We start from the raw sequence: 16,344 nt of genomic DNA, 5'->3' as shown, positions 1-16,344 counted from the left end.
GGATTGTATATAACTTTAGCGAAAAGAGGATGATTTCATGTCAACAGCAACAGACAAGCAATTCTGGTTCGTCGTAGGTTCCCAGCATCTTTATGGTGAAGAAGCACTCGGACAGGTCAAAGATAACGCACAGAAGATCGCGGATTCTCTCAATGCCAGCGGCGTATTGCCTTACCCGCTCGTCCTGCAAGATCTCGCTGTCAGCGCGGACAAAATCACCGAAATTATGAAAGAAGTTAACTACCGCGACGAAGTAGCAGGCGTGATCACATGGATGCACACCTTCTCTCCAGCCAAAATGTGGATTCGCGGTACGAAGCTGCTGCAAAAACCACTGCTGCATCTGGCAACACAATATAACGAAAATATCCCGTGGGCAACGATCGACATGGACTTTATGAACTTGAACCAAGCGGCACACGGTGACCGTGAATACGGCTTTATCAATGCTCGTCTGAACAAACAAAACAAAATCGTAGTCGGCTACTGGGAGCGCCCAGCTGTCCAACAGCAAATCGCTGATTGGCAGGACGTAGCTGTTGCGTACAACGAAAGCTTCAATATCAAAGTGGCACGCTTCGGCGACAACATGCGTAACGTTGGCGTAACCGAAGGCGACAAAGTAGAAGCGCAAATTCAATTCGGCTGGACAGTCGACTACTTCGGTATCGGCGATCTGGTAGAAGTGATCAACGCGGTGACTGAGCAAGAAATCGACGAGCTGCTGTCCCAATACGGCGAGCTATATGAATTCGACTATGGTACCAACAGCAAAGAAGACTGGGAAGCTAGTGTACGTGTACAAGCAAGCTACGAGATTGCGATCAAGCGCTTCCTCGATCAAGGCGGCTATACCGCGTTCACAACCAACTTTGAAGATCTGCATGGTATGAAGCAATTGCCGGGTCTTGCTGTACAACGTCTGATGGCGCAGGGCTACGGTTTTGCTGGTGAAGGCGACTGGAAAACAGCTGCTCTGGATCGCCTGTTGAAAATTATGAGCCATAACGAAAATACTGGCTTTATGGAAGATTACACCTACGAGCTGGGCGAAGGACAGGAAGCGATTCTGCAATCGCATATGCTGGAAGTTGACCCAACGCTGGCAAGCAGCAAACCGAAGATCGTCGTATCCCCACTCGGCATCGGCGACCGTGAAGACCCAGCACGTCTCGTATTTGACGGCAAAGCTGGTGAAGGTGTCGTTGTCTCGATGGCAGACTTCGGTACACATTACAAGCTGCTGATCAACGAAGTATCCGCATTCGAACCAACCGTTCCCGCTCCGAAGCTGCCAGTAGCACGCGTACTGTGGGAAGTGAAACCGAACTTCCAAGACGGCGTGAGAGCATGGATCGAAAATGGCGGCGGTCACCATACTGTCGTTTCCCTGAACCTGACTACCGATCAGATTGTCAGCTACGCGAAGCTGGTTGGTCTGGAGTATGTAGTCATCAAGTAATACCCATCATAAGAGTTACCAGATGACCGGGACGATCTGTTATCCAGCGTTCCGGTTATCTTATCCCATACCAGAAGTTCACCTAAGACGCCCAAGAGATGACAGAAGAAACCTGGTTTTGCAAACGCTATATATTTGGCGATCACGAAACAGTCTTTGCACAGGAATACACTGTCACATCGGAAGGCGCACGCGCTGGAAGAAGGACAGAAGACCTGCGCAAAGACTGTTTTTTATTTGGTCATATTAGGTGGGCAAAAGGGACAACCATATACGCTATTGAGCGTATCATGTTCATATTTCCGTAGCTTCATATCCGGGATGTACGACAATTCAACAACATGTAAGCGCGAATCAAATTGGGGTTTCCATATTTTTATACAGAGAGAGATGGATATCAACAGTGGGAATGGATGATCATGCGGTAGACCGCAGGCGTTCATTGTCCGGATGAGGAGATGGAAACAATGCAAGACAGCAAAACAATCTCAAGTCGGTTTATCTACTTTTTCGGTTCGTTTGGCGGGATTCTGTTCGGTTACGATATCGGTGTCATGACAGGCGCGCTCCCATTTCTGCAAAGTGACTGGGGCTTGCAAGACAGCGCGGGCATTATCGGCTGGATTACCGCTTCTGTCATGTTCGGGGCGATCTTCGGCGGTGCGTTAGCAGGGCAAATGTCCGACCGTCTCGGTCGACGGCGCATGATTCTGCTGTCAGCGCTCGTATTCGTGGTTGGCTCTGTGCTATCGGCGATAGCGCCGCATAACGGTTCGTATTATCTGATCTTCGTACGCATGTTCCTCGGTCTGGCAGTCGGTGCCGCTTCGGCGCTCGTACCCGCGTACATGTCGGAGATGGCTCCTGCCAAGCTGCGTGGACGATTGTCCGGTATTAACCAGACGATGATCGTATCTGGTATGCTGCTATCGTATGTAGTCGACTTTTTGCTCAAAGATCTGCCGGAAGTCATGGCATGGCGCCTGATGCTTGGTCTGGCTGCCGTACCAGCGCTCATTCTGTACTTTGGTGTACTGCGCCTGCCAGAATCGCCGCGTTTCCTAGTCAAACACAATAAGATCGACGAAGCACGCAAAGTGCTGAGCTATATCCGTCCAGCACATGAAATTGATGCTGAACTGGCACAAATTCAGGACACTGCCAAGCAAGAGAAAAGTGCAGTCAGCGCATCGTGGAGCAAACTATTCAGCGGCAAATACCGCTATCTTGTCATCGCTGGTGTCGGTGTCGCTGCATTCCAACAGTTTCAAGGTGCTAACGCAATCTTCTACTACATTCCGCTGATCGTGGAAAAGGCAACTGGTACATCTGCAAGCTCGGCACTGCTGTGGCCGATCATTCAAGGGATTATTCTCGTGATCGGCTCGCTCGTATTCCTGCTAATCGCGGATAAATTCAAACGCCGGACACTGCTGACGCTGGGCGGTACGGTGATGGGTCTTTCCTTTATCCTGCCAGCGGTGATCAGCTGGATCATGCCGAATAGCAATCCGATTATGATCGTTGTGTTCCTGTCCATCTATGTCGCAGCGTACTCGTTCACATGGGCACCGCTGACATGGGTTATCGTCGGTGAGATTTTCCCGCTCGCGATTCGTGGTCAGGCGTCCGGTGTGGCGTCATCGTTTAACTGGATCGGCTCGTGGCTGGTCGGACTGCTATTCCCAATCATGACCGCGTCGATGTCGCAACAGACCGTGTTTTGCATCTTTGGTGTCATCTGTCTGCTCGGCATTCTGTTCATCCGCACGCGTGTACCGGAAACGCACGGTCATACGCTAGAGGAGATTGAGGAGAATGGTGTTCAACAAGCAGTACAGACGCAGACCTCCAATGCACGCGCTTGATATGAGGGTTGATATGTCATTGGATACGAACGTATAGCATACGCTTTTGCATAAACAGCAACAGCTCTAATACAGGCATTCCCTATGATCTGGAAAAACATTTCTGGTCAGATGGGAGTGCCTGTATTTTGCATCTAGCGATGATCGGGCGCATATCCATCGTAGTGTACACTAGGGCTGTGCCTCTTTTTACAACGAAATGCTACGGATTCCGTGAATTCCGGTTCTTACCTCTATCTATGGGTAAAAATTGAAAAAGAGCGAAGGAGGAATATAATGCTTAATATGTATCCAAAAGGAAAAATATTAATCGCAGCTTTGCTGCTTGCCCTGCCCGTCTCTGCCTGTGCGTCGCAATCCCAACTGACCGGTGTGTTGGCGGAACCGTCCGCCTCGTCGAGTTCATCCAATACAGAGGCTACGTCGCCTACATCTTCAACATCGAACACCAAAGATACAACTGACAAAATGACATCTTCATCGCAGCCATCGTCTGACACTTCTTCATCTGCTGGCATATCAGCAGGGACATCTTCCGGTACAACGGAAACTTCCAAAACTACAGCTTCGACAACGAAGAAAAACACTAGCATTACCGATTCGCTGAAAGGCGGTTACACCACAGCAGCAACGAAGCTGGATATCCCATGGTCGATCCAATTTTCCGGCGATACCGTATACATCACACAGCGTGGTGGTGGCATCGTCCAGATCAAGAACGGCAAGCAAACGTTGCAAAAGATTCAGACTAAGAAAGCGCTGCGTGTCGTTGGCGAAGCAGGTCTGACTGGATTTGTACTTGATCCCAAATTCTCCAGCAATAGTACGGCTTACATTTACCATGCGTATGAACAGAACGGAACTGGATTCAACCGCATCGTGAAGATCAAACTGACCGGTGGCGTCTGGAAAGAACAAAAGGCGCTATTGGAAAACATTCCGGGCGGAACGATCCATGAAGGTGGACGACTCGCCTTTGGCCCAGATGGTCTGCTGTATAGTACTGCTGGTGAAACGAACCGCCGCGAGCTGTCGCAGGATCGCTCTAGCTTAGGCGGCAAAATCCTACGCATGACCTCAAGCGGCGCCGTGCCTAAGGATAACCCTTTCAAAAATTCCTACGTCTATGCCTACGGACTGCGCAATTCGCAAGGACTGGCATGGACGTCCAAAGGCATATTGTACGCTTCCGACCACGGTCCAAGTGGCTCGCCGATTCCCGGCACGAACCAGACCGACCGCACCGGATTGGATGAGATCAACGTGATCAAAGCAGGTGCCAATTACGGGTGGCCAAAAGTCATGGGCAAAGAAACCGCTCAGGGCATCACCGCACCCGTCTATGTCGGCGGCACCACCGCCATCGCTCCATCCGGCATCGCCGCTACACCGGACGACAAGATTCTGGTCGCCACGCTTGCTGGCGAAAGTCTGAAGCTATTTGATCCGGTAAGCAAAAAGATGAGCAATATTCTAACTGGTGTCGGTCGTGTACGCGATGTGGCGATTCACAATGGGAAGATTTATGTGATCACAAACAACACCGCGCGCGGTTCAGCAAGTGCGGATGATGATCGGCTGTTGATTTTAAAATAATTAGATTTACGAATATATTATAAAATGAATACACATCAAAAAATTATAGAGCAGGCTTTTTTTGGGCTTATAAACCTAAGAAAAGCCTGCTTGCTGTATAAATGAGATGCTATACTTATATTGATAATGTAGCATACATAAGCAAATATGGTATTGGAGGAGCAATAATGGGGAATGATCTAAGACTTCTGTTGGAAGATGGCGAGAATCAAGAGGTTGAATTTAAATCTTCCAAAGGCGGATTGCCCAAAAGTCTATGGGAAACTTATTCTGCTTTTGCAAATACTAATGGCGGAATTATTGTGTTGGGAATTGCCGAAAAAGGAGATCGTTTATCGATTGTTGATATTAATCCCAATGCGTTACTCAAAGACTTTTGGAGTACTATAAATAATCCTCAGAAAATAAGTCGTAATATACTTAAAGACGATGACGTAAACATTATAGAGTATGAGAACAAACAATTGATAAAAATTCATGTTCGTCGTGCCTATCGAGATGAGAAGCCTATATATATTGAGCAAAATCCTTTAATCGGCTCATACAAAAGAAACTATGAGGGCGATTATAAATGTACAGAGCGTGAAGTTAAAGCAATGCTTGCAGATCAAGCAGATGAGACACAAGATCGCAAAATTTTAGAAGGATTTACTATCGATGACTTGGATATCGATTCTATCAATAGTTATCGATCTAGGCTCGCAGCGCTTAAACCGAATCACCCTTTTTTAGCTAAAGATATTCAGGCTTTTTTGAATGAAGTCGGTGCTTGGGGTAAAAGTAGAAGTAGTAAACTAGAGGGGATTACAGCAGCTGGTTTGCTCATGTTTGGTAAGGAGCGTTCTATCGTAGATGAATTTCCTAATTATTTTCTAGATTATCGGGAATACTCTAAAGATATCCTTCAGAGTAGGTGGCTGCATCGTATCATTTCTAATGATGGAACGTGGACAGGCAATGTCTATGAATTTTTTTTCAAAGTCATCAACCGACTAACCGAAGATTTGAATATTCCATTTCATACAGTAGATTTATTACGTAGGGAAGACACGAATGTTCATATAGCTTTGCGTGAAGCTCTTGCTAATACGTTGTTGCATACTGATTTTTATGGAGAGCGCGGTATTGTTATTGAGAAACATTCTACAAGTATTACATTCTCTAATCCTGGAAGTATGCGTGTGTCTATTCCTCAAGCTGTTCAGGGTGGTATTAGCGATCCAAGAAATTCTAATCTTTTTAAAATGTTTACATTGATCGGTTTAGGAGAGCGTGCAGGTTCTGGGATACCTGTTATTGTTCAAGCTTGGCAGGAACAACATTGGCGTTTTCCAGAAATTACGGAAGAGGTTCAGCCAGATCGGACTATTTTGAAATTACTTACTATGTCACTATTACCAAATGAGAGTATCCAGTTTTTTAAAACTTGTTTAAAAGAACGCTATCATATGTTAAACAAAGAGCATATATTGGCACTTGTTACTGCACATCAGGAACAATCAGTCAGTAACGCTCGTTTGCAAATTTTATTAGAACAACATCCGCAAGAGTTAAATAAATTGCTGAATTTTCTTGTCGATCAAGGATTTTTGATTTCTCAGGGAAAAGGAAGATGGACTCGTTACGTACTTTCCGATTTTTTTAATGTTGCTTTTTCAGATGATAAAGAAGAGCAAAAGCAACATAGTACATCATGGAAGCAACATAAGGATCATTTGGAACAACATAGTGAACCATGGAAGCAACATAAGGATACATCGAACCTACTTAACGAACAACCATTAACTGATGACGATCCTACAGAAATGCAGTTACAACAGATTGCACAGCGAGTAAATAAAGGAAAAAGAACAAATGTCATTGCAATGAATCAAGTGATATTAGAATTATGTGCGATCAAAGCAATGGATATGAAAACATTGGCTGCAATGTTAAATCGTAATGAAGCTTCTCTTTATAATCATTATATAATGCGTCTAGTTCGCGAACGGAAGCTGAAAAAAATGTATAAAAAAGATATAGCCTCGTGGGTGTATGTTAACGAAGAGAACAATTTGGAGTAAATAAAAGGTGTATTAAGACATCAATAAAGCCTCTTAGCAATGAACATGATTAAAGAAATAGCAGAAATTGCAAATAACATAAAGCTGTTACCTATAGTATTCAGGTAACAGCTTTTCAAATGGAATAATAATTAACTTTGTATATCGTTTACCATTCATTCTGTACGTCTAACGTCCTCACCATCCATTTCTTTTTGACAACTGAAAGTACAATCATCGGTACCGACAACAACACGCTGACTGCTACCGGTACAAGCGATGCTTCCAATCCAAACGCCCCGCCAGTCAGCCAGTGACTGCCGCTACTGCTTACCTGAAACAAACCTGCTGGATCGTGACCGGATACGGGAATGCCGAGTAGATTCTCCAGCGTATTCCATGCAACATGCAGACCGAATACAAACCATAGATTGCGTCGCCAGACAAAAGCGGCACCGAGCAGCACACCTGCTTCTAGCATAATCGCGCACGCGCTCCACAGCGTAGCACCGGGATTGGCGAGGTGTGCCGCGCCGAACAGTGCCGACGTCACGATCATCGCGAGCAAACTACCATTCATTTGCTCACATGCCTGAAAGATGAATCCGCGAAATATCAATTCCTCCGCCAGTGCCGCTGCGACCGTCATTGCAAAGGTCGTCACCAGCCCTGTCTGGATTCCATCCGTATTCCATGCCAGATGATATCCGCCAAGCATCATAATGAGCAGCACCGACATAAGGATGAACAGACTACCAACGATGATGCCATATACAACTTCTTTGCCTGCTTTGTACGCGGATAGTTCCTGTGGCTGTCGGTTCGCTAGCGACTGCATGATCCAGCGATACGTCACGATCATACCGACGCTGCCAGCCAGAGCAATGAGTAGAAATAACAATGAAGGCAGCACCTCAGATCCTATCGACAATACCGCATTCCAGACCACGATAGCGATCACGCCAACAATCATCCAGCTAACCGGACGTTGCAATAAAAGTTGTAAACGGGGATGCAAGGACATATACAGGTTCCTTTCAACTTGCACCATCGTGGATTGGGAATCGGCATGGAACTCAGAATGGGTATGAGATCTTACATAGACCGCACAACAGCCATTACACTACCGCGTTCCGGATGGTACTTCCTATTGTAAGGACGCTGATGATTCCGCTATAGTGCCGAAAAGTCATAATCTGGTCATATGACTTTTTGGCAGTGAGCAGAATTACGATGATACACAGGTATTATGAACGATCCAGCCAGCCTTCATTTTTGGCTTTGTGCGACGCTTCGCGTCTGCCTTTCACCTGCAATTTGCCGTACAGAGAAGAAACGTAGTTTTTGACTGTGCCTTCGCTTAAATACAATTGCTCTGCAATATCGATATTGCGCAATCCACGGGCGAGCAGTAACAGTACATCCATTTCGCGCTCGCTTATGTTGTAATCGCGCAACGCCAGTTCACGTTCGTTTATATGTTGCAATGGCGGTTTATCCTCTCGGTTTGTACCTGTTGGCGATATCGTCGATGCAGAGAACGGCAAATGTGCTGCTTCCGCATCTTCTCTATATGGGGAGGACGAGGTATCGTTTGCCGAAGAAGAAGTGGTACTTGTTCTGCTGGCAGTCAGATTCTGTATCATGGCAGTTGCCATGTCTGGTGAAATGAGCGTGCCACCTGTATGTACAACTCGAATGCCAGCTGCGAGCTGTTGCGGTGGGATCGCTTTGAGCAGATAGCCTTCCGCTCCCAGACTGAGCGCGGTGATCACATAGTTTACTTCTTTAAACGAGGTCAGGATGATGATCTTTGTGTGAGGATGAGCTTGTTTGATCTGGCGCGTTGCTTCCACGCCGTCTAGTACAGGCATGTGAATATCCATCAGCACGAGGTCAGGCAGCAGTTCATCGCAAAGCTGTACCGCTTGCTCGCCGTTATGGGCGATGCCAACCACCTGCATATCGCCTTCCAGTTCCAGCACAATTTTCAGACTTTCGGCGATCAGTTCCTGATCGTCTGCAATCAATAAGCGAATCGTTGACATAGATCATTCCACTCCTTTCCATGGGATGGTGACGTGTACGGTAGTTCCAATTTGCGGATGAGATTGTATGTCCAGTTGTCCGCCAAGTACTTCCAGTTGCTGCTGCATGGAGGTCAAACCAAAGCCATACGCTATATGACCGCCAGCGTTTCCGTTATTGTGAATGCGGATCGTTAGCAGCTTGGCAGATGGGATGGCAGTATCTATTTTTTTCGTGGCGGTATGCACATTGAGATGTACCGTGATTTCAGTTGCTTTGCCATGTTTGAGCGCGTTGGTGAGCGATTCCTGAATGACCCGAATCAACGTATGTCCAATATCTGGCGACAACCCGTACAAAGAGCCGGAATGATGCAAATGTGTCACCGTCCCAGTGTGCTCGCGAAACTGCTGCAATAACGTCGACAGCTGCTCATCCCAATGTTCTTCTCGTTCTTCTGCCATCCCATGTACAAAATCGCGCATGTGCTCCAATTGCTGCTCTGCCAGAGTGCGCAAACTGTGCAGTCGCTGCTTCGCCTGCTCTGGGTCGCGCTCCAGCAGAGCAATCGACACATCCAGCCCCATAATTAGCGAAATATACGAGTGTCCCAGCGCATCATGCAGCTCGCCAGACAGTCTGTGCCGTTCTTCGGAACGCGTCATGCGGGCAATCTGCTCCGCCAGCTGACGCAGCTGTTCATTTTGCTGCTCGACCTCTTGCATGAGCTGGTTTTTTTCACGATACGCATTGGCAATATAGCCGACCCAGATACCGATAAAAGCAAACAACAGATTGTCCGTACTTTGCCGCAATGCTAGTGACCACGATACTTCGTGTAGCGGCATTGCTAGAAAAGGCATACTGAATACGATTGCCAGTGACCATATATTGCGCCGGGTGAGCATATAGCCAATCGTCAGACTGGGCAGCAAATAATCCACATTGGCAGCCAGCGTTGGATGAGCGATGGAATAGAGCGAATACGAGCCGCCGAGCAGCAATTCGGTGATGACAAACGCGGTAGGCTGCACCTTTTTCCCGGGAAGCCAGAATAATATAGGAACGATAAAGGCAGCCGCTAGCCAAATGGCTTCTACTGCAAACGATACTGAGAAGGAAGCCTGTGCAGCGAGCTGAATGGCAATCATCAGATAATGATACGCCCGTAGTGCAAAGATTCCCCATTCCATAAAGGCAAACCACTTTTTCACGATACCGCCATCCTGTTCTGATGTGTTTGTTATGTTGATTATAGTGTGGCATATTGGGGAAGGTAAGGGAAGTGTGAACAATATGCTGGTAAGGGACGAGGAGGGTGCTGGAAAGAGGAAATACAGTGTGATTTTGCTGTAGTTTGATATGTTAAACTGTTGTTATATTATTTTGGATAAAGCTGCAACATAAGATTGTGTGGAACAATCGATTGTAGAAATTAAGAAAGCTTATGTGATGATAAAAGGGGATCGTAATGAAAAATTTACCTGGTATTGTGTTTGCCTGTCAGATGGCGCTGATGATTTCAACGGGACTACTGACAGACAAACAGTATATTCCGTTCTGCGATGAGATGATCGAGAAAATGGATACACCACCATATTGGATTATGGAACTGGCTGTGCTGCGAGACGCAAAAGAAGCAAGGGATATGATTTATGAGTATATTGCCGATGTAGCAGATACATCTTTTTTGGAAATACAATATGATCTACATGCTGCCTGTTTATATGTAAAATATAAACGGAACTCATCCGACAATCCGCGAGAATGGTCGACATTTCTAATGGAGATAGCTCACTTTGCTGATGCGTATCAAATGCTGAGACATGACTGCTCGTATTATTATCATTTGCTCGATATGTATGAGAGCAGCAACGATGCAAAGAGTTCGGAATTGCGCCAATCCGCAGCATTCGCAAAAGAATTTGAGAATGAGATCGCACAGATTCGACAGTGGTATGAGCCTTTTGTTCGGTATTAGAGAATGAATAGATAAATACTGATCTTACATAGCGTCAGCGTATCTATAGAAAAATAAAATTAAAAGGAGCATGTATGAACTGGAATGATTTATGCAAGCTGGCTCAAAATATGGACACGGATTATGAGCTGGGTATATGGGTGGAATTAAATGATTTTTTGAGTGAAGATGATGATACTGCCAATCATTTGGTAAAATATACAGATGGTTACTATCATGCTGAAGTCAACATGCATACGTTTGAATCTGCAAATGCAAAACGCTTGTTTTTCCGCTTATTACAATTTATTGAGTATTATCATTTTACTATATATATTCGTGAGAAAGACGTAGATTGGATTCAATATGAGGTATTATCCTCTACACAAACTAAAAAGGCATTTCTGTTAAGAGTGAGATTTCAGTAATAAAATCAGGTGAGCAACTATTCAAAGTGTACTTGTTTCTCAGATAGCTAATTGTACTTTTACATAGTATTTGATTTTAAAATAGATGGACATCCAGCATAATGATATTCATACTTATTTGAAAGCGTATACAATAAAATCAATAAACATCCAAAGGAGTTGTTCCCCATGCCTGCATACAACACCGCTGCTGACGTTGCTCATCCGCAAACCGGTCATCTCTTGTCCGATATTCCTGCTCATGATCCGTTTATTCTCGCGGATCACCAAACTCATACATACTACCTCTATACCGGCGGCGCACCGTGGCTGAACGGGATGGAGCGTTACGGCGTGCTGACTTACACCAGCAAAGATCTTCAGTATTGGGAAGGACCTCATGTCGTCTTCACGATCCCCGACGATACATGGGCACATCCGCAGCATGGTGCATGGGCGCCGGAAGTGCATGATCATGAGGGTAAATACTATCTGTTCGTTACGCTACATAACAAGGAGCGTATGTTGGACGGCGAACCGATTCAAGGATATGACAAACATTGGCGTGGTACAGTCATCGCGGTCAGCGACTCTCCAGCAGGTCCTTTCCTAATGAACAACACTGAACGTCCGATTGTACCAGAAACGATGATGACGCTGGATGGCACGCTGTACCGAGATGAGCATAACGATCCGTGGATGGTGTATTGTCACGAATGGGTGCAGACGATAGATGGCACAATGGAAGCGGTACGACTGAATGAAGACTGGTCGGCAGCAGTAGGCAAGCCGATGCATCTGTTTAGCGGATCGGCGGTACCTTGGCTGTCGGCTCAACCTTCATCCGACGAGGGGATACAGACTGTTCATAGCTCTGAACAAGTACCACAAGCGAAGGGTAACGATTCCAATCAACTACAACAGTCTGATCTTCATCATTCCCAAGACGTCGAACATCCGCAGCACGACAACGTTGACGAAGCGCAATTGATTTCGCATGAATCCGCTATGAAAGAAACAGCAGTGTACGTCACCGACGGTTGCCAATTGTATCGCACATCCGGCGGCAATCTGGTGATGCTCTGGTCTAGCTATGAGAACGACAGTTATGTCCAGACGATCGCCCGGTCGGTCAGCGGTAAGCTGGAAGGGCCGTGGGAACAGCTGGAGCCGCTTGTGAAGCAAGACAGCGGGCATGGCATGCTATTCCAGACTTTTGACGGACAATGGAAACTCGTTTTGCATCGTCCATTCCCAATGCCAGAGTCGCGCTGTCTGCTGTTCGATATGGTGGATACCGGCGACAGCTTCCGGTTGGCAAGATAGAGTAGAACCACATATAAAAAATAATATTATGTATACAGGTAGCGATGCATACATGTTGCTACAAAGGCAGAATAAAGCATCGTTACCCTCATCTTTAAATTATTTTGTATATGTAAAAAAATAAGTATAAAATGTAACCATAGGAGGGATACATATGCAATTAAAGGATAGAATGGAAATTATACTGGAAGAACGATATTTTGGTATGCCAGAATTGTGTGCAGCAGTTGTTCATCATCTGCAAGCTCAAGGTATAGTCGTACAACCTATCGATTCCTATTCACTATGTTTGAACGATATTCGATATGAATTACGCGAAAACAATGTATCTATGGGAGGAGTACCTGTCCAACGCGTATTGCTACGCAAAGTAACAGCAGAATCGCCCTGTTGATTTTCCATCCATTTAGCCCTTTTCGCGCAAAGTTTTCATTTTTTACCAACTCTAAATAGTATATAATTAGACGGTAAGAGTCGATAACATTTTTAACAGACTGCAATTGGGTTATAATGAAGTTAGCGGTTGTATATCGCTGTGACAGTTCTAGGATGTTCCTGAGTGGAGCCTTGCTTTCGTGTAGTACCAGAGCAGGAGCTACTGCTCTTTTTTGCAAATATACGAGATAAGGAAGGTTTTGTTTTTATGAGCAACGTACAGAAAAAAACAGACGTTATCTTAATCGGTGCCGGGGTCATGAGTGCGACGCTGGGATCATTGCTAAAAGAGTTAGCACCAGAATGGGAAATTAAAGTGTTTGAGAAATTGGCAAACCCTGGAGAAGAAAGCTCCAATGAATGGAACAATGCCGGTACCGGTCATGCGGCACTGTGCGAGTTGAACTATACGACCGAAAAGCCGGACGGTTCGATCGACATCACCAAAGCGGTGCAGATTAACGAACAATTTCAGTTGTCCCGTCAGTTCTGGTCGCATCTGATCCAAACGGGTGTATTGCATCATCCGCAGCAGTTTATCAAACCGATTCCGCATATGAGTCTGGTGCTGGGTGAGAGCAATGTTTCTTTTTTAAGAAAAAGATTTAAAGCGCTTACCGAAAATCCGTTATTCCAAGGAATGGAGTATGCGGAGGATGCAGCCAAGCTCCAAGAATGGATTCCGCTCATCATGAACGGACGCACGTCCAGCGAACCGATTGCTGCGACGAAGATCGAATCCGGTACAGACGTGAACTTTGGTGCACTAACCCGCATGATGTTCGATTACCTCAAAGGTAAAGGCGTACAAATGTATTACAAGCACAGCATCAAGGATATCAAGCGCGCAGGGGATGGTTCCTCGTGGAACATCAAAGTGCAGGATCTGAATACCGGGCGGGTGGAGCATCACGAGACACGCTTTGTATTTATCGGAGCAGGCGGCGGCAGCTTGCCATTGCTGCAAAAGACCGGCATTCCAGAATCGCGTCAGATCGGCGGCTTCCCAGTCAGTGGTGTATTCATGGTCTGTAAAAATCCAGATGTGATCGAACAGCATCATGCCAAAGTGTACGGCAAAGCCAAGTTGGGCGCGCCGCCGATGTCTGTTCCGCATCTGGATACCCGTTATATCGATAACAAAAAGGCACTGCTATTCGGTCCTTTTGCAGGTTTCTCACCGAAGTTTCTGAAGACGGGTTCGAATATGGATCTGATCGGATCGGTCAAGCCGAACAATCTGATGACCATGCTGGCTGCCGGGATGAAGGAAATGGGATTGACTCGTTATTTGGTACAGCAGGTCATGCTGTCCAACGAGCAGCGGATGGAAGAACTGCGCGAATTCATTCCCAATGCGAAAAGCGAAGACTGGGAATTGGTCGTTGCTGGACAGCGTGTACAGGTTATCAAGGACACGCCAACTGGCAAAGGGACGCTGCAATTCGGTACGGAAGTCGTAAGTGCCGCCGACGGTTCGGTCGCTGCTTTGCTGGGCGCATCGCCGGGCGCATCGACAGCAGTTCATGTCATGCTGGAAGTACTACGCCGCTGCTTCCCGCAGCAAATGCCAAGCTGGGAACCGAAGATCAAGGAAATGATTCCTTCATATGGAGTGTCTCTATCCCAGCATCCTGATCTGTTCCGCGACATCTTTGCTTCAACAACGAAGATGCTGGAGCTGGATCAAGGACAACCCGCCCATACCGGAGTGGAAACATCGCCGGATATGGTCACCAAAAGCATCTGAACTCGTCCAACAGATTCTGCTAAACAAGATATGATGTTGTAAAACGCTCGTGCTATTCCACATAGCCGACCATACAGGCTGCCAGACGGTGATGGGCCGTCGGCGAAGAACCAGCACATGAGGTTCTGCCGAAGGACTGGCAGCCTGCCGCCAAAGGATCATCCCGAGATGACGATAACAGCATAGACGAAACAACAAGATGAGGAACCTTTGATCAGAGCGGATTGAAGGTTCTTTTTGATATAGAAGTAGGGAAGAATAGGGATGGATCATTTCGATGTGCAGTGGGGATAGCAAGAGTGGGAGTAGAGCAGATGTGGCTACTTGTTGGATTGTTGTGGATGAGTGGCAAATCGTCCATATGCACAAAAGAGTGTTGATTTTGGTCAATATTGTCTTTTCGACAGAGGGACAATCCATGCTACACTGGCGAAGTATATCGATAGTTGGAAAAAGAGAAGAAAGCTGGATATAGAGAGAATCGATACATATTCATACCATGACAACGACGAGGTGAATGTATGACACAGTTAACCATTGCGATACAGGATGAGCACGGCAAAGTGAAAGCAGAGCAACAGGATACGGGCGAAGTGCATTTGGTCTATGCGGCGGCGTATGAGCCGGGCGATGTTATCGTGCTGAAAAGTGACGATACGCCGGTATTTCTGCGGATCTCACTGGATGAAGCGCTGGGCGAGGAACTGATTTACATGACTGGACAGGAATATATATTGCCGATTCCATTTGGCGAAAAGAAATCGTCGTACTCGCCCAAAACATTTGCCGGGGAACTGCATGTGTTGAGCGCTATTGTAGCGAAGCAACAAGAGGTTCACGCTTATCGCAATCTGGCGCGTAATGTGTACGATCATCATTGGAATGAGGCGCTGTTTCCACATGCACATGCGAATGTGGAGACGCGCGGGGAAGCGGTATTTGCAGCGCGGAATGCGATTAACGGCAATACGGTTACATTTTCACACGGCGAATGGCCGTTTGAATCGTGGGGGATTAATCAGAATTTGGAGGCGGCGTTTACGCTGGAATTTGGACGTGTGGTGCAGGTGGAGGAGATTGTGCTGTATCTGCGGGCGGACTTCCCGCATGACAGCTATTGGCAGCAGGTGACGCTGGAATACTCGGATGGCACCAGTCAGACTGTAGCATTGGAGAAGTCGGATAAAGGGCAGACGGTGGAAGTTGGCGGCAAGCAGGTGGAGTGGGTGAAGCTGCATGAGCTGATTCAGGCAGACGATCCGTCACCATTTCCAGCGCTGACGCAGGTTGAGGTGTATGGGTCGGATAGGTAGATTACAGCATAGTTGCTTTGGATAAAAAGTAAAACGTAAATGACGAATCACCAGTAACAATAACAAACGACGAGTGACAGCGAAGGGATAATCGCCGATTATGGTAGTCATCCCTTTTATTACATAGTACCGCGTCTATCTATACATCGAGATGGGA

Annotated in this window: 13 protein-coding genes; 10 read left to right on the top strand and 3 right to left on the bottom strand. The window is 46.5% G+C overall.

Annotated features, from left to right (window positions below; genetic code table 11):
- Window positions 1-37: 37 nt before the first annotated feature.
- The 4 genes from araA (at window position 38) to ACE3MZ_RS23445 (ending at window position 6,989) form a co-directional block, all read left to right on the top strand.
- Entirely contained in the window at window positions 38-1,462 is a 1,425-nt protein-coding gene (araA, locus tag ACE3MZ_RS23460; protein ID WP_411344486.1) for an L-arabinose isomerase, read from the top strand.
- Window positions 1,463-1,929: 467 nt separating this feature from the next.
- Window positions 1,930-3,330, top strand: a complete 1,401-nt coding sequence (locus ACE3MZ_RS23455) for a sugar porter family MFS transporter (RefSeq protein WP_411344485.1) — start codon at window positions 1,930-1,932, stop codon at window positions 3,328-3,330.
- Window positions 3,331-3,606: 276 nt separating this feature from the next.
- Entirely contained in the window at window positions 3,607-4,926 is a 1,320-nt protein-coding gene (locus ACE3MZ_RS23450; protein WP_411344484.1) for a PQQ-dependent sugar dehydrogenase, read from the top strand.
- 167 nt (window positions 4,927-5,093) lie between these two features.
- Complete coding sequence (locus tag ACE3MZ_RS23445) at window positions 5,094-6,989, top strand: RNA-binding domain-containing protein (RefSeq protein WP_411344483.1); 1,896 nt, start codon at window positions 5,094-5,096, stop codon at window positions 6,987-6,989.
- A gap of 148 nt (window positions 6,990-7,137) precedes the next feature.
- On the opposite strand, the gene ACE3MZ_RS23440 is transcribed toward ACE3MZ_RS23445, so the two are convergent.
- The 3 genes from ACE3MZ_RS23440 to ACE3MZ_RS23430 form a co-directional block, all read right to left on the bottom strand.
- Complete coding sequence (locus ACE3MZ_RS23440) at window positions 7,138-7,992, bottom strand: CPBP family intramembrane glutamic endopeptidase (protein ID WP_411344482.1); 855 nt, start codon at window positions 7,990-7,992, stop codon at window positions 7,138-7,140.
- A gap of 223 nt (window positions 7,993-8,215) precedes the next feature.
- Window positions 8,216-9,016 carry a response regulator gene (locus ACE3MZ_RS23435; RefSeq protein WP_411344481.1) on the bottom strand — a complete coding sequence of 267 codons (801 nt, stop codon included), beginning with the start codon at window positions 9,014-9,016 and terminating at the stop codon, window positions 8,216-8,218.
- A 3-nt stretch (window positions 9,017-9,019) separates the two neighbouring features.
- Window positions 9,020-10,210: a sensor histidine kinase gene (locus ACE3MZ_RS23430; protein ID WP_411344480.1), complete on the bottom strand. Its 1,191-nt coding sequence runs from the start codon at window positions 10,208-10,210 to the stop codon at window positions 9,020-9,022.
- Between the two features lie 257 nt (window positions 10,211-10,467).
- On the opposite strand from ACE3MZ_RS23430, the gene ACE3MZ_RS23425 reads away from it, so the two are divergent.
- The 6 genes from ACE3MZ_RS23425 (at window position 10,468) to ACE3MZ_RS23400 (ending at window position 16,187) form a co-directional block, all read left to right on the top strand.
- Window positions 10,468-10,977, top strand: a complete 510-nt coding sequence (locus ACE3MZ_RS23425) for a hypothetical protein (protein ID WP_411344479.1) — start codon at window positions 10,468-10,470, stop codon at window positions 10,975-10,977.
- Between the two features lie 74 nt (window positions 10,978-11,051).
- Window positions 11,052-11,384, top strand: a complete 333-nt coding sequence (locus ACE3MZ_RS23420; RefSeq protein WP_411344478.1) for a hypothetical protein — start codon at window positions 11,052-11,054, stop codon at window positions 11,382-11,384.
- Window positions 11,385-11,552: 168 nt separating this feature from the next.
- Entirely contained in the window at window positions 11,553-12,689 is a 1,137-nt protein-coding gene (locus ACE3MZ_RS23415) for a glycoside hydrolase family 43 protein (RefSeq protein ID WP_411344477.1), read from the top strand.
- A gap of 154 nt (window positions 12,690-12,843) precedes the next feature.
- Window positions 12,844-13,083, top strand: a complete 240-nt coding sequence (locus ACE3MZ_RS23410; protein WP_411344476.1) for a hypothetical protein — start codon at window positions 12,844-12,846, stop codon at window positions 13,081-13,083.
- A 249-nt stretch (window positions 13,084-13,332) separates the two neighbouring features.
- Complete coding sequence (locus ACE3MZ_RS23405; protein WP_411344475.1) at window positions 13,333-14,874, top strand: malate:quinone oxidoreductase; 1,542 nt, start codon at window positions 13,333-13,335, stop codon at window positions 14,872-14,874.
- Window positions 14,875-15,395: 521 nt separating this feature from the next.
- Window positions 15,396-16,187, top strand: a complete 792-nt coding sequence (locus ACE3MZ_RS23400; protein ID WP_411344474.1) for a carbohydrate-binding protein — start codon at window positions 15,396-15,398, stop codon at window positions 16,185-16,187.
- Window positions 16,188-16,344: the final 157 nt, after the last annotated feature.

It is taken from the genome of Paenibacillus sp. WLX1005 (genome assembly GCF_046603685.1).
Classification (GTDB): domain Bacteria; phylum Bacillota; class Bacilli; order Paenibacillales; family Paenibacillaceae; genus Saccharibacillus.
The sequence above is the reverse complement of the archived record's forward strand: the minus strand, read 5'-3'. Positions and strand labels throughout refer to the sequence as shown.